At 64.0% G+C, this 20,748-nt stretch carries 19 protein-coding genes and 1 tRNA gene; 14 read left to right on the top strand and 6 right to left on the bottom strand.

Features of this window, described 5'->3' with window-relative positions; all coding sequences use genetic code 11:
* Nucleotides 1-44 precede the first annotated feature (44 nt).
* The 9 genes from pdxA to APT59_RS01890 all read left to right on the top strand — a co-directional run bounded on the left by pdxA (nt 45) and on the right by APT59_RS01890 (nt 10,204).
* Nucleotides 45-1,040: a 4-hydroxythreonine-4-phosphate dehydrogenase PdxA gene (pdxA, locus tag APT59_RS01930; RefSeq protein ID WP_059313311.1), complete on the top strand. Its 996-nt coding sequence runs from the start codon at nt 45-47 to the stop codon at nt 1,038-1,040.
* A gap of 289 nt (nt 1,041-1,329) precedes the next feature.
* Entirely contained in the window at nt 1,330-2,121 is a 792-nt protein-coding gene (gene rsmA, locus APT59_RS01925; RefSeq protein ID WP_059313310.1) for a 16S rRNA (adenine(1518)-N(6)/adenine(1519)-N(6))-dimethyltransferase RsmA, read from the top strand.
* Nucleotides 2,122-2,156: 35 nt separating this feature from the next.
* Complete coding sequence (gene apaG, locus APT59_RS01920) at nt 2,157-2,543, top strand: Co2+/Mg2+ efflux protein ApaG (RefSeq protein WP_059313309.1); 387 nt, start codon at nt 2,157-2,159, stop codon at nt 2,541-2,543.
* A 160-nt stretch (nt 2,544-2,703) separates the two neighbouring features.
* On the top strand, nt 2,704-3,525 hold the full coding sequence (locus APT59_RS01915; RefSeq protein WP_059313308.1) for a symmetrical bis(5'-nucleosyl)-tetraphosphatase: 822 nt from the start codon (nt 2,704-2,706) through the stop codon (nt 3,523-3,525).
* Nucleotides 3,522-3,851, top strand: a complete 330-nt coding sequence (gene glpE, locus APT59_RS01910; RefSeq protein ID WP_059313307.1) for a thiosulfate sulfurtransferase GlpE — start codon at nt 3,522-3,524, stop codon at nt 3,849-3,851. The genes APT59_RS01915 and glpE overlap by 4 nt, the downstream gene beginning before the upstream one ends.
* A 364-nt stretch (nt 3,852-4,215) precedes the next feature.
* Nucleotides 4,216-6,138: a PrkA family serine protein kinase gene (locus APT59_RS01905; protein WP_059313306.1), complete on the top strand. Its 1,923-nt coding sequence runs from the start codon at nt 4,216-4,218 to the stop codon at nt 6,136-6,138.
* Nucleotides 6,139-6,214: 76 nt separating this feature from the next.
* A complete protein-coding gene (locus tag APT59_RS01900; protein ID WP_059313305.1) occupies nt 6,215-7,486 on the top strand; it encodes a YeaH/YhbH family protein in 1,272 nt (423 codons plus the stop codon).
* A complete protein-coding gene (locus APT59_RS01895) occupies nt 7,483-9,024 on the top strand; it encodes a SpoVR family protein (protein ID WP_059313304.1) in 1,542 nt (513 codons plus the stop codon). Before APT59_RS01900 ends, APT59_RS01895 begins: the two co-directional genes overlap by 4 nt.
* Nucleotides 9,025-9,076: 52 nt before the next feature.
* A complete protein-coding gene (locus tag APT59_RS01890) occupies nt 9,077-10,204 on the top strand; it encodes a multifunctional CCA addition/repair protein (protein ID WP_059313303.1) in 1,128 nt (375 codons plus the stop codon).
* Nucleotides 10,205-10,333: 129 nt separating this feature from the next.
* On the opposite strand, the gene folK is transcribed toward APT59_RS01890, so the two are convergent.
* Entirely contained in the window at nt 10,334-10,867 is a 534-nt protein-coding gene (gene folK, locus APT59_RS01885) for a 2-amino-4-hydroxy-6-hydroxymethyldihydropteridine diphosphokinase (protein WP_059313302.1), read from the bottom strand.
* Nucleotides 10,864-11,217, bottom strand: coding sequence for a dihydroneopterin aldolase (gene folB, locus APT59_RS01880; protein ID WP_059313301.1), 354 nt, complete (start codon nt 11,215-11,217; stop codon nt 10,864-10,866). The genes folK and folB overlap by 4 nt, the downstream gene beginning before the upstream one ends.
* Nucleotides 11,218-11,327: 110 nt before the next feature.
* Here folB and plsY point away from each other — a divergent pair, with 110 nt between their 5' ends.
* A complete protein-coding gene (plsY, locus tag APT59_RS01875) occupies nt 11,328-11,897 on the top strand; it encodes a glycerol-3-phosphate 1-O-acyltransferase PlsY (protein WP_059313300.1) in 570 nt (189 codons plus the stop codon).
* A 45-nt stretch (nt 11,898-11,942) separates the two neighbouring features.
* Here plsY and tsaD read toward each other — a convergent pair whose 3' ends face one another.
* Nucleotides 11,943-12,968, bottom strand: a complete 1,026-nt coding sequence (gene tsaD / locus APT59_RS01870) for a tRNA (adenosine(37)-N6)-threonylcarbamoyltransferase complex transferase subunit TsaD (RefSeq protein ID WP_059313299.1) — start codon at nt 12,966-12,968, stop codon at nt 11,943-11,945.
* 205 nt (nt 12,969-13,173) lie between these two features.
* On the opposite strand from tsaD, the gene rpsU reads away from it, so the two are divergent.
* The 4 genes from rpsU (at nt 13,174) to APT59_RS01850 (ending at nt 17,722) form a co-directional block, all read left to right on the top strand.
* On the top strand, nt 13,174-13,389 hold the full coding sequence (gene rpsU / locus APT59_RS01865) for a 30S ribosomal protein S21 (RefSeq protein ID WP_007159750.1): 216 nt from the start codon (nt 13,174-13,176) through the stop codon (nt 13,387-13,389).
* Nucleotides 13,390-13,702: 313 nt separating this feature from the next.
* Complete coding sequence (dnaG, locus tag APT59_RS01860) at nt 13,703-15,610, top strand: DNA primase (protein ID WP_059313298.1); 1,908 nt, start codon at nt 13,703-13,705, stop codon at nt 15,608-15,610.
* A gap of 76 nt (nt 15,611-15,686) precedes the next feature.
* A complete protein-coding gene (rpoD, locus tag APT59_RS01855) occupies nt 15,687-17,540 on the top strand; it encodes an RNA polymerase sigma factor RpoD (protein WP_059313297.1) in 1,854 nt (617 codons plus the stop codon).
* A gap of 105 nt (nt 17,541-17,645) precedes the next feature.
* Nucleotides 17,646-17,722 (top strand) — tRNA-Ile (locus APT59_RS01850).
* 66 nt (nt 17,723-17,788) lie between these two features.
* On the opposite strand, the gene APT59_RS01845 is transcribed toward APT59_RS01850, so the two are convergent.
* From APT59_RS01845 to APT59_RS01835, 3 genes are all read right to left on the bottom strand, one after another.
* Nucleotides 17,789-18,370: a DUF4337 domain-containing protein gene (locus tag APT59_RS01845; RefSeq protein WP_059313296.1), complete on the bottom strand. Its 582-nt coding sequence runs from the start codon at nt 18,368-18,370 to the stop codon at nt 17,789-17,791.
* Nucleotides 18,371-18,428: 58 nt separating this feature from the next.
* Nucleotides 18,429-19,688: an acyltransferase family protein gene (locus APT59_RS01840; RefSeq protein WP_174523121.1), complete on the bottom strand. Its 1,260-nt coding sequence runs from the start codon at nt 19,686-19,688 to the stop codon at nt 18,429-18,431.
* Between the two features lie 172 nt (nt 19,689-19,860).
* Nucleotides 19,861-20,739, bottom strand: a complete 879-nt coding sequence (locus APT59_RS01835) for an SMP-30/gluconolactonase/LRE family protein (protein ID WP_059313294.1) — start codon at nt 20,737-20,739, stop codon at nt 19,861-19,863.
* Nucleotides 20,740-20,748 lie beyond the last annotated feature (9 nt).

The following is a 20,748-nucleotide window of genomic DNA, read 5'->3' as shown; positions in this document are numbered from 1 at the left end:
GGCCGCAGGTACCCCCTGCGGCCTTTCTGTTTCCGGAGCTGTGCATGGCCCTGCGCTTCGCCCTCACCCCCGGTGAACCCGCCGGTATCGGTCCCGACCTCTGCCTGCTGCTGGCCCGGGAGGCTCAGCCCTACCCCCTGATCGCCATTGCCAGCCGCGCTCTGCTGACCGCCCGCGCCGTCGAACTGGGACTCTCCATCGACCTGCTCGAGGTGGCGCCGGCGGCTTGGCCGGAAACGCCGGCACCGGCGGGTGCCCTCTATGTCTGGGATACCCCGCTGGGTGCGCCTGTCGTCACGGGCCAGCTCGATACCGCCAACGCCCATTATGTGCTGCAGACCCTGACCCGCGCCGGCCAGGGCTGCCTGGACGGCACCTTCGCCGGCATGATCACCGCGCCGGTGCACAAGGGCGTGATCAACGACGGCGGCGTGGCCTTTTCCGGCCATACCGAATTCCTGGCCGAGCTGACCAAGACCCCTCAGGTGGTGATGCTGCTGGCGACCGCCGGACTGAGGGTCGCCCTGGTCACCACCCACCTGCCGCTGCGCGAGGTGGCCGATGCCATCGATCGCCAGACGCTGCTCCAGGTCACCCGCATCCTGCACGACGACCTGCAACGCTATTTCGGCGTCGCCCAACCCCGCATCCTGGTCTGTGGCCTCAACCCCCATGCCGGCGAAGGCGGTCACCTGGGCCGCGAAGAGATCGAGATCATCGAGCCGGCACTGGACAGCCTGCGCGCCGAGGGCCTCGACCTCGTCGGGCCGCTGCCTGCCGATACCCTCTTCACCCCCAAGCACCTCGATCACTGCGATGCGGTCCTGGCCATGTATCACGACCAGGGCCTGCCAGTGCTCAAGCACAAGGGTTTCGGCGCCGCGGTCAATGTGACCCTGGGCCTGCCGATCATTCGCACCTCGGTCGATCACGGTACCGCCCTGGACCTGGCCGGCAGCGGACGGATCGATACCGGCAGCCTGAAGGTCGCTCTCGACACCGCCTACACCATGGCGGGCCATCGCCGTTCGGTGACCTAAGCACCTGTTCATGGTGTCGCGAACCAAAGCCGAAAGGCCGAGGCCGCACCCGCGAAAAGACCCAAGGAAGCAGAGCGGACGCGCATACGAGTTCATGCGTGGTAAAGGGTATTGCGGCAGGGCCACCTAGGCGGGGCTGATCCCCTAGAGGCTTTTCAACACCGCCTGGCCGACGCGCAGCAGGTTATGAAGAGGCTCCGAGCGCTCCGGAGGTGGCCAAGGGTCTGCTAAACTGGTGGGTCTTTGCCGTCTTGAAATCGCAGGCCCTGCGCCTGCGCCGGAGCACCAGATGACCGAGCTCTACCAACACCGCGCCCGCAAGAGGTTCGGCCAGAATTTCCTGCACGACGCCGGGGTGATCCATCGCATCCTTCGCGCCATCCATGGGCGGCCCGGCGAGCGGCTGCTGGAGATCGGCCCGGGCCAGGGTGCCCTGACCGAGGGTCTGCTGAACAGCGGAGCCCAGCTCGACGTCATCGAACTGGACCAGGACCTGATCCCGCTGCTCAAGCTCAAGTTCGGTCTCAACCCGCTGTTCACCCTGCACCAGGGCGACGCCATGAAGTACGACCTCTCCAGCATCGCTGCAGGCGATCGGCTAAGGGTCGTGGGCAATCTGCCCTACAACATCTCCACGCCGCTGATCTTCCACCTGCTCAGCTTCGCCGACATCATCGCCGACATGCACTTCATGTTGCAGAAGGAAGTGGTGGAACGCCTGGCCGCGGTGCCTGGCAATGGCGACTGGGGCCGATTGTCGATCATGGTGCAGTACCACTGCCGCGTGGAGCACCTGTTCAACGTCGGTCCGGGCGCCTTCAATCCACCGCCAAAGGTGGACTCGGCCATCGTCCGCCTGGTGCCCCATACCGAAAGACCCCATGTGGCCCGCGATCCAGCCCTGCTCGAACGCGTCGTCCGCGAAGCCTTCGGCCAGCGGCGCAAGACACTCAGGAACACCCTCAAGGGCACCCTGGACAGCGCCGCCATCGAAGCCGCCGACGTCGATCCGGGACTGCGTCCCGAGCAGCTGGACCTGGCAGCCTATGTGCGTCTGGCCAATCAGCTGGCGTCTAACTGACGCCCTTTCATCCCGCCTCTGCAGAGATCCTTTTCGTGACCGAGCCCGATCCGCGCTACCTCATCACCGTGCAGGTCACCACCCGCTACCTGCCTGAACAGTCCAGCGCCAGCCAGGAGCGCTACGCCTTCGCCTACGACGTGAGCATCCGCAACGACGGTCAGCTGCCGGCGCAGCTGCTCAGCCGTCACTGGATCATCACCGATGGCAATGGCGAGGCGCAGGAAGTCCGCGGGCCAGGTGTGGTCGGTGAACAACCGCTGATCGCGCCAGGCGAGACCCACAGCTATTCCAGCGGCACCCTGATGCCGACCCAGGTGGGCAGCATGAGGGGCAGCTACCAGATGGTCGCCAGTGACGGCCACAGCTTCGAGGCCGCCATTCCCACTTTCCGCCTGGCCGTACCCGGCTCGCTACACTAGTGTGGTGTTTCAGACGGGATCTACACGCGTTCGGCAGCGCTTTTTCAGCCCGAGCTGCGTTGCCACGTCATAGCCTTGCTATGAGGCGTCGCCGGATCCAGACCAGAAATCACTCGCCAACTCTTGCGCGAACTTCTAACCCCCCATACCAGGAGTCCCGATGACGCTGTACGCCGTTGGCGACCTGCAAGGTTGCCTCGACCCGCTCAAGTGTCTGCTCGACGAGGTCCGCTTCGATCCCGCCAAGGACCGCCTCTGGCTGGTGGGTGACCTGGTCAATCGCGGACCGCAATCCCTGGAAACCCTGAGATACCTCTACGCCATGCGCGACTCGGTAGTCAGTGTCCTGGGCAACCACGACCTGCACCTGCTGGCGGTCGCCTTCGGCGGCGCCAAGCTGAAGAAGCAGGACACCCTGAGCGACATCCTCGCCGCGCCCGACCGCGATGAACTGTTGTTCTGGCTGCGCCAGCTGCCGCTGATCCAGCACGACGCCGAGCGCAATTGCGTACTCGTCCACGCTGGCCTGCCGCCACAGTGGACGCTGGCCCAGGCGCTGAGCCTGGCTGGCGAGGTAGAGGCCGTGTTGCGCGATGAAGCGGCATACGTGCCCTTTCTGGAGCAGATGTATGGCAATGAGCCGACGCTCTGGCAAGATGATCTCGAGGGCCAGGACCGCCTGCGCCTGATCACCAACTACCTGACTCGCATGAGATTCTGCAGCCCGGAAGGGCGTCTGGAGTTCAAGAGCAAGGAAGGCCTGGACAGTGCGCCGGCCGGCTTCGCCCCCTGGTTCAGCCATGGCCATCGCTTGACTCAAGACGTGCGGATTCTGTTCGGCCACTGGGCCGCGCTCAAGGGGCAATGCGCCGCGCCCAATGTCGAGGCGCTCGACAGCGGCTGCGTCTGGGGCGGCGACATGACCCTGCTCGACGTCGACGGCAACCGCCGTCATCTCTGCAGTTGCAAGGAGAAGAAATGAGCGAATTCACCTGTATCTCCCCCGAACGGGCCCTGGAACTGCGCTGTGAGGGCGCCCGGATCGTCGACATCCGCGACCCGCACAGCTACGCCACCCTGCACGTCGCCGGTGCCCAGCGGGTCGACAACCAGAACATCCACGACTTCATCGCCGCCGCGGATCTGGACGCGCCGCTGCTGGTGTTCTGCTACCACGGCCATTCCAGCCAAAGCGCGGCGGCCTTCTTTGCCGGCCAGGGCTTCAGTCAGGTCTACAGCGTCGACGGCGGCTTCGAAAACTGGCGCACCCTCTATCCCGAGCAGACCGAAAGCGGGCAGGCCGTTTAACACAGCGGGTTGACGCTGTCGTTACAAGAATAAACCGAATTGGCTCTTCCACATCTCGCAGATAGGACTATTCTGGAATCAGGCCCTCCGGAAACGGCGGGCTCGATAACCGGCTTTGGACCATCGGTGTAACCACTGGAGATTCGGGGGAATTCCAGGGGGACCGTTTCCATCGGTCTCCTCGTGCGTCTCTCGAAACCCAACCCTACTTCTGCAGGCGTGAAGGATCGATTAGGCAAGACGACCGCGAAGGTATTAGAGACGTTATCTTTCGTCGCCCGGCATGACCGCTCCCCACCGGCAGCAAGGCAAGGCTCCAGGCATCGATTCCAAGCTGGTCCAGGGTATCCAGCGAGGAGACGTCATGAGCATTTTCAGTCACTTCCAGGGGCGTTTCGAAGCGACTCGCCAGGAAGAGTATTCCCTTCAGGAATACCTTGAGATCTGCAAGAAGGATCGTACCGCCTTTGCCAGTGCCGCCGAGCGCATGCTCATGGCCATCGGCGAACCCGAACTGGTGGACACCACCAGTGACTCACGCCTATCACGCATCTTTTCCAACAAGGTCATCCGCCGCTACCCGGCCTTTGCCGACTTCCATGGCATGGAAGACTGCATCGAGCAGATCGTGTCCTACTTCCGCCATGCGGCGCAGGGCCTGGAAGAGAAAAAGCAGATCCTTTATCTGCTTGGCCCGGTGGGCGGCGGCAAGTCGTCCCTCGCAGAAAAACTCAAGCACCTGATCGAGAAGGTCCCCTTCTACGCCATCAAGGGCTCGCCGGTGTTCGAATCGCCCCTCGGGCTGTTCAACCCCGACGAGGACGGCCAGATCCTTGAAGAGGACTACGGCATCCCCCGCCATTACCTGCGCAGCATCATGTCGCCCTGGGCGGCCAAGCGCCTGCAGGAATTCGGCGGCGACATCAGCAAGTTCCGGGTGGTCAAGCTCTACCCTTCCATCCTCAATCAGATCGCCATCGCCAAGACCGAACCGGGCGACGAGAACAACCAGGACATCTCCGCCCTGGTGGGCAAGGTGGACATCCGCAAACTGGAGGAATACCCGCAGAACGATGCGGACGCCTACAGCTACTCCGGCGCTCTGTGCCGTGCGAACCAGGGCATGATGGAATTCGTGGAGATGTTCAAGGCCCCGATCAAGGTCCTGCACCCGCTGCTGACTGCGACCCAGGAAGGCAACTACAACAGCACCGAGGGCCTCGGCGCCCTGCCCTACAGCGGCATCATCCTGGCCCACTCCAACGAATCCGAGTGGCACACCTTCCGCAACAACAAGAACAACGAAGCCTTCATCGACCGGATCTACATCGTCAAGGTGCCCTACTGCCTGCGCGTCTCCGACGAGATCCATATCTACGACAAGTTGCTGGTCAACAGCTCCCTGGCCAACGCCCACTGCGCGCCGGACACCCTCAAGATGCTGGCCCAGTTCTCCGTGCTCTCGCGCCTCAAGGAGCCGGAAAATTCCAACATCTACTCGAAGATGCGCGTCTACGACGGCGAAAACCTCAAGGACACCGATCCCAAGGCCAAGTCGATCCAGGAATACCGCGACAGCGCGGGCGTCGACGAAGGCATGAACGGCCTGTCCACGCGCTTCGCCTTCAAGATCCTCTCGCGAGTGTTCAACTTCGACGCCAACGAGATCGCCGCCAACCCGGTGCACCTGCTCTATGTGCTGGAGCAGCAGATCGAAGCCGAGCAGTTCCCGGCCGAGACCCGCGAACGCTACATGAGATTCATCAAGGAATACCTGGCGCCGCGCTACGTGGAGTTCATCGGCAAGGAGATCCAGACCGCCTACCTCGAGTCCTACAGCGAGTACGGCCAGAACATCTTCGACCGCTACGTGCTCTATGCGGACTTCTGGATCCAGGACCAGGAATACCGCGACCCGGAAACCGGCGAGATCCTCAATCGCGCCTCCCTCAACGAGGAGCTGGAGAAGATCGAGAAGCCGGCCGGCATCAGCAATCCGAAGGATTTCCGTAACGAGATCGTCAACTTCGTGTTGCGCGCCCGGGCCAACAATAACGGCAAGAATCCGAGCTGGCTGTCGTACGAGAAGCTGCGGGCGGTGATCGAGAAGAAGATGTTCTCCAACACCGAGGAGCTCCTGCCGGTCATCAGCTTCAATGCCAAGGCCAGCAAGGAAGACCAGCAGAAGCACAGCGACTTCGTGACCCGCATGGTAGAGCGTGGATACACCGAGAAGCAGGTGCGACTGCTGTCCGAATGGTATTCACGGGTACGCAAGTCGCAGTAAGGCAGCCTGAGGCTGAACCCGCGACGACGCGCCAGCTGCGTCGTCGCGGCGTCCTGCAATAGCCCGGAGGGCCTGTATGAGTTATGTCATCGACCGGCGTCTAAACGGCAAGAACAAAAGCACGGTGAACCGCACGCGTTTCCTGCGGCGTTACCGTGAGCACATCAAGAAGGCGGTCGAGGAAGCCGTGAGCCGGCGCTCCATCACCGACATGGAACACGGCGAGCAGATCAGCATTCCTGCCCGCGACATCGACGAGCCCGCCCTTTATCAGGGCAAGGGCGGACGCCAGACCATCGTCCATCCGGGCAACAAGGAATTCGTCAGCGGCGAACGCATCCCGCGCCCCCAGGGCGGCGGCGGTGGTCAGGGCCAGGGCAAGGCCAGCAACAGCGGCGAAGGCATGGACGAATTCGCCTTCCAGATCACCCAGGACGAGTTCCTCGACTTCATGTTCGAAGACCTGGAGCTGCCCAATCTGGTCAAGAAGCAGCTGACCGGCACCGACACCTTCAAGACGGTACGCGCCGGCATCAGCAACGAGGGCAATCCGGCCCGCATCAACATCATCCGCACCCTGCGCGCCTCCCATGCCCGGCGCATCGCCCTCTCCGGCGGCAGCCGCAACAAGCTGCGCGAAGCCAAGGCGGAACTGGCGCGGCTGCGCGTGGAGGAGCCCGATAACCTGGGCGACATCCAGGCGCTGGAGGTCGAGATCGAGCGACTGCGCGCGCGCATCGACAAGGTGCCCTTCCTGGACACCTTCGACCTCAAGTACAACCTGCTCTCCAAGCAGCCCAGCCCCAGCTCGAAAGCGGTGATGTTCTGCCTGATGGACGTCTCCGGTTCCATGACCCAGGCCACCAAGGACATCGCCAAGCGCTTTTACATCCTGCTCTACCTTTTTCTCAAGCGGAATTACGAGCGCATCGAGGTGGTGTTCATCCGTCACCACACCAGTGCCAAGGAAGTGGACGAGGAAGAGTTCTTCTACTCCCGCGAAACCGGCGGCACCATCGTCTCCAGCGCCCTCAAGCTCATGCAGGAAGTCATGGCCGAGCGCTACCCGGTCAACGAGTGGAATCTCTATGCCGCCCAGGCCTCCGACGGCGACAACTGGAATGACGACTCGCCCATCTGCCGGGAGATCCTGACCAAGCAGATCCTGCCCTTCATGCAGTACTACACCTACGTGGAGATCACCCCGCGCGAACACCAGGCGCTGTGGTACGAGTACGAGAACGTTCGCGGTGCGTTCCCGGATTCCTTCTCGCAGCAGCAGATCGTCTCGGCGGGGGATATCTATCCCGTGTTCCGCGAACTGTTCCAGCGGAGACTCGTGTCATGAAGCGTGAGCCCATCTCCACCGGTTCGGAATGGACCTTCGAGCTGATCCAGACCTACGACCGGGAGATCGCCCGGATCGCCAAGCGCTATGCGCTGGACACCTACCCCAACCAGATCGAGGTGATCACCGCCGAGCAGATGATGGATGCCTATGCTTCCGTCGGCATGCCCATCGGCTACAACCACTGGTCCTACGGCAAGCACTTCCTGCATACCGAGAAGCACTACAGCCGCGGCCAGATGGGCCTGGCCTACGAGATCGTGATCAATTCCGATCCCTGCATCGCCTACCTCATGGAAGAGAACACCATGACCATGCAGGCACTGGTGATCGCCCATGCCTGCTATGGCCACAACAGCTTCTTCAAGGGCAACTACCTGTTCCGCACCTGGACCGATGCCAGCTCCATCATCGACTACCTGGTGTTCGCCAAGCAGTACATCACCCAGTGCGAGGAACGCCATGGCATCGATGCAGTGGAAGAGCTGCTGGATTCCTGCCATGCCCTGATGAACTACGGGGTGGATCGCTACAAGCGGCCCTATCCGATCTCCGCCGCCGAGGAACGCCAGCGGCAGAAGGAACGCGAAGAGCAGCTGCAACGCCAGGTCAACGATCTCTGGCGGACCATTCCCAAGATGGCCGGCAAGGAGCTGCATGACGAGGGCGCGCGCTTTCCCGCCGAACCCCAGGAAAACATCCTCTATTTCCTGGAAAAGCATGCCCCGCTGCTGGAGCCATGGCAGCGCGAGGTGATCCGCATCGTGCGCAAGATCGCCCAGTACTTCTATCCCCAGCGCCAGACCCAGGTGATGAACGAGGGCTGGGCTACCTTCTGGCACTACACCCTGCTCAACGATCTCTACGACGAGGGCCTGGTGACCGAAGGCTTCATGTTCGAATTCCTGCAATCCCACGCCGGGGTGATCTACCAGCCGGGCTTCGACAGCCCCTACTACAGCGGCATCAACCCCTACACCCTGGGCTTCGCCATGTTCCGCGACATCCGCCGCATCTGCGAGGACCCTACGGAAGAAGACCGCCGCTGGTTCCCCGACATCGCCGGCAGCGACTGGCTGGCCACCGTCACCTTCGCCATGAAGAGCTTCAAGGACGAGAGCTTCATCCTGCAGTACCTTTCGCCCAAGGTGATCCGCGACCTCAAGCTGTTCAGCATTCTCGATGACGATCAGCGCGACGAACTGGAGGTAGCGGCCATCCATGACGACGCTGGTTATCGCCTGATCCGCGAACAGCTCGCCGCCCAGTACAACCTGGGCAATCGCGAGCCCAATGTGCAGATCTGGAACGTCGACCGGCGCGGCGATCGCTCGCTCACCCTTCGCCACTTCCAGCATGATCGCAAGCCGCTGGGCAATTCCACGGACGAGGTGCTCAAGCACCTGCACCGGCTCTGGGGTTTCGACATCCGCCTGGAAAGCATGAGGGGCGAAGACGTCGCCCAGAGCTTCCTTGTTCCACCCCGCCATGAGAGTCGCGACCAGGACCGCCGTCTGGATCTGGCCTCGCCGATCTGAGCCGACCTGGTCTTTCACGCTATCCTAGGCCTCCGCAAGGAGGTCTTTTTCTATGCAAATCTACAAGGTAGGCGGCGCTGTACGCGATCGCCTGCTCGGCCGACCGGTCACCGAAGTGGACTGGGTCGTGGTAGGTGCCACCGCCGAGGCGCTGGCCGCCCAGGGCTTTCGCCCGGTAGGGGCCGACTTTCCGGTCTTCCTGCATCCCGAGACGGGTGAGGAGTACGCCCTGGCCCGTACCGAACGCAAGAGCGGGCGCGGCTATGGCGGCTTTACCTTTCATGCCGCACCCGACGTCACCCTCGAACAGGATCTGATCCGCCGCGACCTTACCGTCAACGCCATGGCCGAGGATGACGAGGGGCATGTCATAGACCCCTATGGCGGGCGCGCCGATCTCCAGGCGCGCCTGTTGCGCCACGTCTCCCCGGCCTTCGCCGAAGATCCCCTGCGTGTGCTGCGCGTGGCCCGCTTCGCCGCCCGCTATTGCACCCTGGGGTTTCAGGTGGCGCCCGAGACGCTGCTGCTGATGCAGGAGATGGTTGCCAGCGGCGAGCTGGATGCCCTGACCGCCGAACGGCTGTGGAAGGAAATCTCCCGCGCCCTGCTCGAAGAGCGCCCCGATGTCTTCATTCGGGTGCTGCACGATTGCGGTGCCCTGGCCGTGCTCTTGCCGGAAGTCGTGGCACGTTTCGCAGCCGATCGGCCTGAACCGGGTGCCCGGCTCTATGCCACCCTGCGCCAGACGGCAGAGGTACAGGCGTCGCTGAATGTGCGCTGGGCCTGTCTGCTGCTGGACGTACCCGAAGAGCAGCACGCTGCGATCAGCGCCCGCCTCAAGGTCCCGCGCGAACCCGCCGAACTGGCACTGTTGCTGGCTCGCCACTGGCCCACGGCCCTGCAGGCTCGGCAGCTGACACCGGAAGCCTGGTTCGAGCTGCTGCAAGGGTTCGATGTGCTGCGGCGTCCGGCGCGCTTCGAAGAATTCCTCCAGGCCTGCGCCTGTGCGGCGACGGTCAGGACCGACGAGGGCGAGCCGCCGCTGGCCTTGCTGCGCCAGGCTGCCGAAGTATTGCGCGGGGTGGAGGTACAGCCGCTGGTGGCCCAGGGCTTCAAGGGCGCGGCCCTGGGCGAGGCCCTCAAGCAGGCCCGCATCGACGCCCTGGCACAGCTTTCGTAGGTTGGGCTGAGCGCAGTGGAGCCCTCGCACCCGAGCCTTTTCACCCCAGCCCTCTCCCAGCGGTAGAGGGAGACAAGTGGCACTCCCGTAGGTTGGCGCTGAGCGCAGCGAAGCCCAACAACTACCGCGCTACGCTAGCTTGGTGCCAAGCAGTGTCTCTGGGGTGAGCTCGATCCCCTTCCAACTGAAAGACACCGGCCGCAACACCTGGTTGGTCTGGGCACGCATTTCCTGCCACAGCTCGTTGAAGCTACGGCCATTGTCCGGATGCCGCCGCTCGCCCACCAGCAAGGCCAGCGGCCAGAGCACGAAGGCATTGCGCAGGATCTCGGCGCGCGGCAGCGTCAGGCCCTCGAACTCGCCGGTCAGATCGCCATGCAGCAAGATGTCGATGTCCAGCGGCAAGCCCTGGCGATCCGGCGCATAGCGGCCACTGCGGGTTTCGATGGCCTTGAGTCTCTGACTCAGGGCCGTGGGATCGAGGTCGGTGTTACCCGCCACCACCAGATTGAAGAAAGGCGCACTGCGGATACCCACGGCCTCGCTTTCGAACACCGGCGAGCACTGCATATCGGTCAGCAGCATCGCGAGTTCGTCCAGGGCCATACCCAGATGCTGCTCGCGCTGGATGTTACTGCCCAGCCCCAGATAGACCCGGGTCACGCCTGCCCCCGCTCGATCTCCACACCCACGCCACGGGCGGTCGGCACCGCGCCGGGCTTGGTGATGCGCAAGCGCAGCCAGGGCAACTTGAACTCCGCCTGCAGCAAGGCGGCCAGGCGCTCGGCAAAGGTCTCGACCAGTTCGAAGGCGGTCTCGTGGGCGAAGGTGGTGATGCGCTCGGCCACCGCCGCGTAATTCAAAGTGTGCTCGAGCTCGTCGTTCTCGGCCGCCGCCTGGATGTCCCAGCCCATGGTGAGATCGATGCGCAGGCACTGGCGGATGTCACGCTCCCAGTCGTACACCCCTATCACGGTGTCGACCTCGAGCCCCTCGATGAAAACCTTGTCCACTGCCTTTGCCTCGCACCTTTGCCGTGCTCTGTTTGATCGTCGCCGCCGGCCTATCGTCGGGCGGCGGGCTGTCGGTAGAATCGAGCCTTCTCCTGGCGCGGAACCCTACCATGTTCTGGCTGCTGCTCCTGCTGGCCTACCTGCTGGGCTCGCTCTCCTTCGCCGTGCTGCTCAGTCGCCTGTTCGGCACTCGCGACCCGCGTCACGACGGCTCCGGCAATCCCGGCGCCAGCAACATGCTGCGTCTGGCCGGACGCAAGCTGGCGCTGCTGACCCTGGCCGGCGACCTGAGCAAGAGCCTGATTCCCGTGCTCATCGCTCAGCAGCTGGGACTCTCGCCGCTGCAGCAGGCCTGGATTGGCCTGGCTGCCGTGGTCGGTCATCTCTATCCGCTGTACTTCCACTTCAGAGGCGGCAAGGGCGTCGCCACGGCCGCCGGTCTGCTGCTGGGGGTCTATCCACCCGCTGCCCTGCTGGGTCTCGCCCTTTGGGCCACGGTGTTCGCCACGCTCCGGATCGCCTCCCTGGCGTCGCTGGTGGCGCTGCTCGGCATCCTGCCGCTGTTTGCCTGGCAGCGCCCGGACCTGCTGGCGCCGATGCTGCTGCTCGCGCTGCTCATCCTGATTCGCCATAGACACAATCTGCGCGCCCTGCGTCAGGGGACCGAGCGTCATTTTTGACCCTGGCGCCGCACGGGGATTGCCCAGCGACGCCTTCCGCCCGTCTCAGAGCGCCGCCAGCTGCTCCATGGGCCAGCGCGCCTTGACGGCAATGGCCGGACCTTCCTGCTGGCCGGCTAGCAAACGCTGGCAACCGGCATAGGCGATCATGGCACCGTTGTCGGTGCAGAAGCGCGGCCGGGCATAGAAGACGTGACCACCCAGCTCGCCAAGCATCTGCTCCAGCGTCTGGCGCAGCGCCTGGTTGGCACTGACGCCACCGGCGATCACCAGTGACTTCAGACCGGCCTGCTTCAGCGCTCTCTTGCACTTGATCGCTAGGGTCTCGACCACCGCCGTCTGGAAGGCCAGGGCGATATCGCAGCGGGTCTGCTCGCCATCGTCACCGGCGGCCTTGCAACGCTGCCAGGTGGTGAGGGTGAACGTCTTGAGACCGCTGAAACTGAATTCCAGCCCTGGCCGATCGGTCATCGGTCGCGGGAAGACGAAGCGGCCTGGGACGCCACGCTCGGCCAGGCGCGCGATTTCCGGTCCGCCCGGATAGCTCAGGCCCAACAGCTTGGCGGTCTTGTCGAAGGCCTCGCCGGCAGCGTCGTCCAGGGACTCGCCCAGCACCGTATAGCGACCGATGCCATCCACCTGTACCAGCTGAGTGTGGCCACCGGAGACCAGCAGGGCGACGAAGGGAAACTGCGGCGGCTGCTCTTCGAGCATGGGAGCCAGCAGATGACCTTCCATATGGTGGACGCCCAAGGCGGGCACGCCCCAGGCCAGCGCCAATGCCTGGGCGCAGGCCGCGCCCACCAGCAGGGCGCCGACCAGACCAGGGCCGGCGGTATAGGCGATGGCGTCCACGTCTTCAGGGCGGCTGCCCGCCTCGTCCAGCACTTCGCGGATCAGCGGCAGCATGCGCTTGACGTGGTCGCGCGAAGCGAGCTCCGGCACCACGCCACCGTAGACGCGGTGCAGATCGATCTGGCTGAACAGCGCATCGGCCAGCAGGCCGCGCTCGCTGTCGTAGAGGGCGACGCCGGTTTCATCGCAGGACGTTTCCAGTCCCAGAACACGCATGGAGATAAGCCTTCGAGGGTATAAGATGTCAGGCTGCCCATGATAAGCGCCGCTTCCAGCACCGGCCAGCGCTTTTCGTCCGCCGGGGCTTGGCAGCAAGGCAGTTGAAGAGTTACTATCCGCAACCCTTAAAAACCGACGCTTCCCGTGCCCTTTTGCCGCTAGCGTTGGATTAAACCTCGGTAAATTTGAAGGTACGACCTGGATGCCCAACGTCAAAGTCAAAGAAAACGAACCCTTCGACGTAGCGCTGCGTCGTTTCAAGCGTTCCTGCGAGAAGGCCGGTGTACTGGCCGAAGTTCGTAGCCGCGAGTTCTACGAAAAGCCCACCGCTGAGCGCAAGCGTAAAGCTGCCGCCGCGGTCAAGCGTCACGCCAAGAAAGTACAGCGCGAGCAGCGCCGTCGCGAGCGCCTGTACTGAGTTACAGCGCTTCTCTGGCGTTATAAGACAACCCGACCTCTGGTCGGGTTGTTTGTTTCTGGCCTTCCCGTTTCGCCCTGGCGTCCTCTGGCGCAGTGCGGTGCCTCAGAAGTTCGCGCAAGATTTGGCGAGTGATTTTTTGGCTTGGGCAAGGCGCTGCGACGAGTCATAGCAGGGCTATGGCGAGGAGTAGCAACGCCGTCCAGGACGAAAAAGCGCCGCCAAAATTGTGTAGATAACTTCTGAGGCACCGCACTAGACTGCCCTCCTCGCTCCACCCTCCGCTCTTCGCCCTTCTATCCAGACGCTGACCATGGCCGGACTCATCCCGCAAGGCTTCATCGACGACCTGCTCAATCGCACCGACATCGTCGAGGTGGTGGGGGCGCGGGTGAAGCTCAAGAAGGCCGGCAAGAACTGGATGGCCTGCTGCCCCTTCCATAACGAGAAGACGCCCTCCTTCAGCGTCAGCCCTGACAAGCAGTTCTACTACTGCTTCGGCTGCGGCGCGGGCGGCAATGCCCTGGGCTTCATCATGGACCACGACAACCTCGAATTTCCCGAGGCGGTCGAGGAGCTGGCCAAGCGTGCCGGCGTCGAGGTGCCACGCGAAGAAAGCGGCGGCCGGCGCAAGCCGCGACAACCCACGGACTCCCCGCTCTACCCCTTGCTGGCCGCAGCCGCCGAGTTCTATCGCCTGGCGCTGCGCAACCATCCCAAGCGCCAGGCGGCGGTGGACTACCTGAAGAAGCGCGGCCTGACCGGCGAGATCGCCCGTGACTTCGGCCTGGGCTTCGCCCCGCCCGGCTGGGACAACCTGGGCAAGCACCTGGGCGGCGATGACCTCCAGCAGAAGGCCATGCTCGATGCCGGCCTGCTGGTTGAGAACGCTGAGAGCGGCAAGCGTTACGACCGCTTTCGCGACAGAGTGATCTTCCCCATCCGCGATAGCCGCGGTCGGGTCATTGCCTTTGGCGGCCGCGTGCTGGGCGACGACAAGCCCAAGTACCTCAACTCGCCGGAGACCCCGGTGTTCCACAAGGGCCAGGAACTCTACGGCCTGTTCGAGGCGCGCAAGCACAACCGTGACCTGGACGAGATCCTGGTCGTGGAAGGCTACATGGACGTCATCGCCCTGGCCCAGCAAGGCATCCGCAATGCCGTGGCCACACTGGGCACCGCCACCAGCGAAGAGCACATCAAGCGACTGTTCCGCATCGTGCCGAGCATCCTGTTCTGCTTCGACGGCGACCAGGCTGGCCGTAGCGCCGCCTGGCGCGCCCTGGAATCGGCACTACCGGTGCTCAAGGACGGCTTTCGGGTGCGCTTCCTGTTCCTGCCCGAAGGCGAAGACCCGGATACCCTGGTCCGTGCCGAAGGCGCGGATGCCTTCCAGGCGCGCTTCGTCCAGCAGGCCCAGCCGCTGGCCGAGTACTTCTTCCAGCAACTCATGATCGAAGCGGATCCGGCCACCCTGGAGGGCAAGGCGCACTTGGCCACCTTGGCGGCGCCGCTGATCGAGAAGATCCCTGGCAACAACCTGCGGCTGCTGATGCGCCAGCGCCTGAGCGAACTCACTGGCCTGGGCAACGACGCCTTGAGCCAGCTGGCACCCGCCGCGCCGCCGCAGGACGCTCCTCCCATGGACTATGGCGACTATGCCTATGCCCATGCCGAAGAAGCCCCCGCACAGCAGCAGTGGACGCCACGCCGCGACGGCAAGGGCGGGCGCGATGGCAAGGGTTGGAAAAAGGATTTCAACGGCAAGGGCGGTGGAGAGCGCATTCCACGTCAGCCCCCGGTCAAGGTGGAGACGCCGGTACTGGCCGCGCTGCGCAGCCTGCTGCACCACCCGACCCTGGCCCAGGCGGTACAGGACGCCCGCAACCTGGCCGAGGAAAGCGATCAGTACGCCCAGCTGCTGGTCGCCCTGGTCGAGGCCCTGCAGAAGAAACCGGGGCAGAGCACCCTGGCGCTCATCGCGCGCTGGCACGGCACCGAACAGGGTCGACTGCTGCGCGCCCTGGCGGAAAAAGAATGGCTGATTGCCGGCGACAACCTTGAACAACAGTTTTTCGACACCATAACGAGGTTAGCCGCCAGCCAGCGTGATCGCTCGCTGGAGCAACTCCTACGCAAGGCGCGACAGAGCGAGCTGAGCTCCGAAGACAAGGACCGCCTACGCGAACTCCTCAGCCGTCCGGCGGGGTCCGTGACCTAACTGGCACGACCACCGTCTAACCGGCTATAATGTTCAGCTATTTTTGCCCGCCTAAGCCTTCAGTGGAAGGGTACCTATGTCCGGAAAAGCGCAACAGCAATCCCGTCTGAAAGAATTGATCGCCCGCGGTCGTGAGCAGGGTTACCTGACTTACGCGGAGGTCAATGACCACCTACCGGAGGATATTTCAGATCCGGAACAGGTGGAAGACATCATCCGCATGATCAATGACATGGGGATCAACGTATTCGAAACCGCGCCGGACGCCGATGCCCTGCTGCTGGCCGAGACGGATACCGACGAAGCCGCCGCCGAAGAAGCCGCTGCCGCCCTGGCCGCAGTGGAGAGCGATGTCGGCCGCACCACCGACCCGGTGCGCATGTACATGCGTGAAATGGGCACCGTGGAGCTCCTGACCCGCGAAGGCGAGATCGAGATCGCCAAGCGCATCGAGGAAGGCATCCGCGAAGTCATGGGCGCCATCGCCCAGTTCCCGGGTACCGTCGACTACATCCTCAGCGAATACACCCGCGTCACCACCGAAGGCGGTCGCCTGTCCGACGTCCTCGCCGGCTACATCGATCCCGACGACGGTACCCTGCCGAACGAGAGCAATGAGCTGCCCGTCCCGAACAAGGCCACCGATGCCAAGGCCGTGGACGACGAGAAGGACGAAGAGGAAGAAAGCGACGACGCCGACGAGGAAGAAGGCGACGGCGGTCCGGATCCGGAAGAGGCTCGCCTGCGTTTCGGCGCGGTCGCCGAGCAGCTGGAAAAGACCAAGAAGGTGCTGAAGAAGCACGGCCGCGATAACGACCACGCCGTGGAAGAATTCGTCGCCCTGGCCCTGCTGTTCTCGCCGATCAAGTTGGTGCCCAAGCAGTACGAAGCCCTTGTGATCCGCGTGCGCGAGTCCCTGGAACGCGTCCGTGGCCTCGAGCGCGCCATCATGCAGCTGGCCGTACGCGATGCCCGTATGCCGCGTGCCGACTTCCTGCGCCACTTCCCCGGCAACGAGACCAACACCGAGTGGACCGCTGGCCTGCTCAAGGGCAAGCCCAAGTACGCCGAAGGTCTCGAGCGCTTCCAGGCCGACATCCAGGCCAAGCAGGCCCAGCTGGCTGAACTTGAGCGTAACTACGAGCTGAAAGTCTCGCAGATCAAGGACATCAACCGCGCCATGTCCATTGGCGAGGCCAAGGCCCGCCGCGCCAAGAAGGAAATGGTCGAGGCCAACCTGCGTCTGGTGATCTCCATCGCCAAGAAGTACACCAACCGCGGTCTGCAATTCCTCGATCTGATCCAGGAAGGCAATATTGGCCTGATGAAGGCGGTGGACAAGTTCGAATACCGCCGTGGCTACAAGTTCTCCACCTATGCCACCTGGTGGATTCGCCAGGCCATCACCCGCTCCATCGCCGACCAGGCGCGCACCATCCGGATTCCGGTGCACATGATCGAGACGATCAACAAGCTGAACCGGATCTCCCGCCAGATGCTGCAGGAGATGGGTCGCGAGCCGACCCCGGAAGAGCTGGGCGAGCGCATGGAGATGCCCGAGGACAAGATCCGCAAGGTGCTCAAGATCGCCAAGGAACCGATCTCCATGGAGACGCCCATCGGCGACGACGAGGATTCGCACCTGGGCGATTTCATCGAGGACAGCACCATGCAGTCCCCGATCGAAGTGGCTACCAGCGAAAGCCTCAAGGAAGCCACCCGCGACGTGCTCTCCGGCCTCACCGCCCGTGAAGCCAAGGTCCTGCGCATGCGTTTCGGCATCGACATGAACACCGACCACACCCTCGAGGAAGTGGGCAAGCAGTTCGACGTTACCCGCGAGCGTATCCGCCAGATCGAAGCCAAGGCCCTGCGCAAACTGCGCCACCCTTCCCGCAGCGAACACCTGCGCTCCTTCCTCGACGAGTAAGGCGCCCATGCTGCACCAGAAAACCGGAGCCCAGGCTCCGGTTTTTTTATGCCCGACAAGGGTTTGGCGATCCTCCCCCACCCCGGTATACTCCACCGCGCTATAGGGCCTATAGCTCAGTTGGTTAGAGCAGAGGACTCATAATCCTTTGGTCCACGGTTCGAGTCCGTGTGGGCCCACCAGCTTTCAGGAGCCGCGCCTTGCGCGGCTTTTTTGTGCCTGCAGATCGCTTTTCACGCTTCTGGCGCTTACACATGCAACAGCGCCAACATCCCAACCACTACCCCTCCCCCCGCCACCCCATAGACCGCCGCCTGCAACCACCGCCGCCGGGTCAGCAGAGTGATGGCGGCCAGGGAGATGGCGACCTGCATGAGCATGGTGGCCTGGGCCCAGCGGTGGTGGCGGTGGAGTTGGGTTTCGCTCAGGGCTTCGTTGGCGTCGACCTTGGCTTCCAAGGCTTCGGCCTTGGTGCGGATCTCGGCCTTTTGCTGGGCATAGCGTTGGCTGTCCTGGATGAAGCGTTGTGCGGTCTCGGGGTTGGTAGTGAGCGCGGCGCCCAAGTCGGCGAGGTTCTGCTTTTCGCCCTTGGCCTGGTAGTAGCCCCATTGGTTGGCGGCTTCGGTCTTGGCGATGGCTTCTTCGTTCTTGTAGTAGAGCGCCAGGCTCTCGGCGTTGCCGCCCTGATAGGCACAGAGCGCGCCTAGCGTCGCGAGGATGGCGGTGGTGACGGCGATGCGGCCGGTGAGGCTGTCGCGGCGATGGGCGCTGTGAGCGGCGTGTTCCACTTCGTGGTCGTGGGGGCCGTGGACTTCGTATTCGCTGGACAAGGTTCAGCTCCGCTGCGGATTCCTGCGGCGAGGCTAGTCGGGCTGGCTTAAGGCCTTCTTAAGAGTTGGGCAAGCGTGCCTGCAGCCAGCGCCTTAGCGGGCCGGCTACCCAGCGCTGCATGGCCAGGCCGAGCAGGACGATGAGCACCAGGTGCAGCGGCAGCATCCAACCGGGGATGGGGATGGGCAGCGCCAGCACCTCGCCGACGTCTTCTGCCAGGTCTTCGAGGCTGTCGCCGGCCAGGTGCATCCAGCCCAGCAGGGTGCGGGTCCAGGGTTCGAGCACGCCGATCAGCGGGGTGTGGACGGCGAAGATGCACAGTGAGGCCTCGCCGAGGCGCTGGGCCAGGCGGCGCACACCGGCGCGGCCGGGCTCGCCGAAGGTGGCGCAGGCCAGCAGCACGGCGGCCTGGAAGGGCGTGAGCAGGCCGTTGTGGACCAGGTAGAACCAGCGGCGGCCATCGCCTTCCAGTAGCAGGGCGCCCAGCCACAGGCCGGTGAGGCCGAACAGCAGCAGAGGTACGCGCAGGCGCTGGGTCGTCTCGGCCACCCAGGGCTCCTGCACGGCGCGATAGAGCAGGATGCCGAGCAGGAACTCCGGCAGGCGGATCAGCGGATTGCGATGGATGACGCCCACGGTGACGGTATCGAAAGCCTGGGCCCAGGTGGCCACCAGCGGTCCGAGCAGATAGAGCCCCCAGAGCACGGCGGCAGCCAGGGCCCAGCGGCGCAGGCGCATCAGTCGCGGGCCCAGCAGCGGGAACAGCAGGTAGAAGAACAGCAGTGCCGAGATCGACCAGGCGGCGCCGTTGAGCCAGAGAAAGCGCGGTTCCCAGGATTGCAGCAGAAGCAGTTGCAGGAGCACATGGGTGGTAGCGGCCAGCCAGGTCAGCGGCAGCATTTCGTCCAGCTCGCTGCCCTCCTCCAGCTGCAGATAAGGATGCTGGTTGTAGTAGACCGGCACCCCGTGCTCCAGCCAGGAGTCCTGGGACAGCCAGTAGGACAGGCCTAGCGCCACCAGCAGAGTGAGCAAATGGATGGGATAGAGGTTGCACAGTCGGCGCAGCACGAAGCCGCGCGAGCTGCCCTTGAGCGCGCCCTGGCGATCCAGGCTGACGTGGGCCAGCAGAAAGCCGGAGAGCAGAAAGAAGGTGCTGGTGGCGAAGAAGCCCATGCCGGCCAGGCGGCGGAAGGCGTCCGGCAGATCGCTATAGAGCCCGCCCAGGTGGTAGACGACCATGTACAGCGCCATGAGGAATCTCAGCCATTCCAGGCCGTAGTAACGGGCGGTGGGGCGGAGTGCGGGTGAGGGGGTCATGGCGGCGCTTTACGGCGGGTAGAGCGTGATTATAAGCCGCCCGGGCTCGCCCCTTGCCGCCACTCATGACAAAAGCATGACAACCGGTGTCCTGGGATTACCAGGCGCCGGTTAGCGGGCGAGCCAGGACCCCTCCGCCAGGAGTCCTGCTGCAGCCGAGTTCGACTGCCGCTCAGCCCGCGAAAGTGGGCTCGGGCAATCCCTGCACCCCGGGATCCAGGGCGAACAGCCCGCCGGCCAGTGGCTGGCCGGCGAGATCCCCGCCTGGGCGGATGGAGGTGACGAACAGGGTGTCCAGGTTGCGCCCACCAAAGGCGCACATGGCGGGCTTCTTGACTGGCACAACCAGGGAGCGATCCAGGCGGCCATCAGGGGTGAAGCGGTGGATCAGACCGGCGTCGTTGCCGCAGATCCAGTAGCAGCCGTCCACGTCCACCGCGGCGCCATCGGGCCGGCCGGGATGGGCATTCATGTCGACGAACAGTCGCCGGTTGCTAGGGGTTCCCGTATCGGGATCGTAGTCGAAGGCCCAGATCAGCTGGCGGCTGGGATGGGAGTCGGACAGGTAGAGGGTGCGGCCATCGGGACTCAGGGCCAGGCCGTTGGGGACGATGAGGTCGTCCAGCAGCAACCTGGCGCCCTCACCTGCCGTGTGGCTGTAGAGGCGCCCCGCAGTCGCGCCCTGGGCCATGTCCTGCACCATGGTGCCCACCAGGAAACGGCCCTGGCGATCGCAGCGACCATCGTTACATCTCATGGCCGAATGGACATGGTCGAGGGCGACCAGACGCTCACCACTGAGCTGGCCGGAAGCCTCGGCCTGCAGCGTGAAGAGGCCGCTTTCCAGACCGGCGAGCCAGCCGCCGCCTTCGCGGGCGGCGATGCAGGCGAGCATTTCCGGTGCGTTCCAGCTGTCCAGGGCACCCGCTGGGGTCCAGCGGTGCAGGCGCTTGGCAGGAATATCGACCCAGTAGAGCGCCTGTTCAGCGACGTGCCACACCGGGCACTCGCCGGTGGCATTGCGAGCATCGACCAGTAGTTCAGCGGTCATGACGGGCAC

Source organism: Pseudomonas oryzihabitans (assembly GCF_001518815.1).
Classification (GTDB): domain Bacteria; phylum Pseudomonadota; class Gammaproteobacteria; order Pseudomonadales; family Pseudomonadaceae; genus Chryseomonas; species Chryseomonas oryzihabitans_E.
This window is presented reverse-complemented; position numbering and strand designations above follow the sequence as displayed.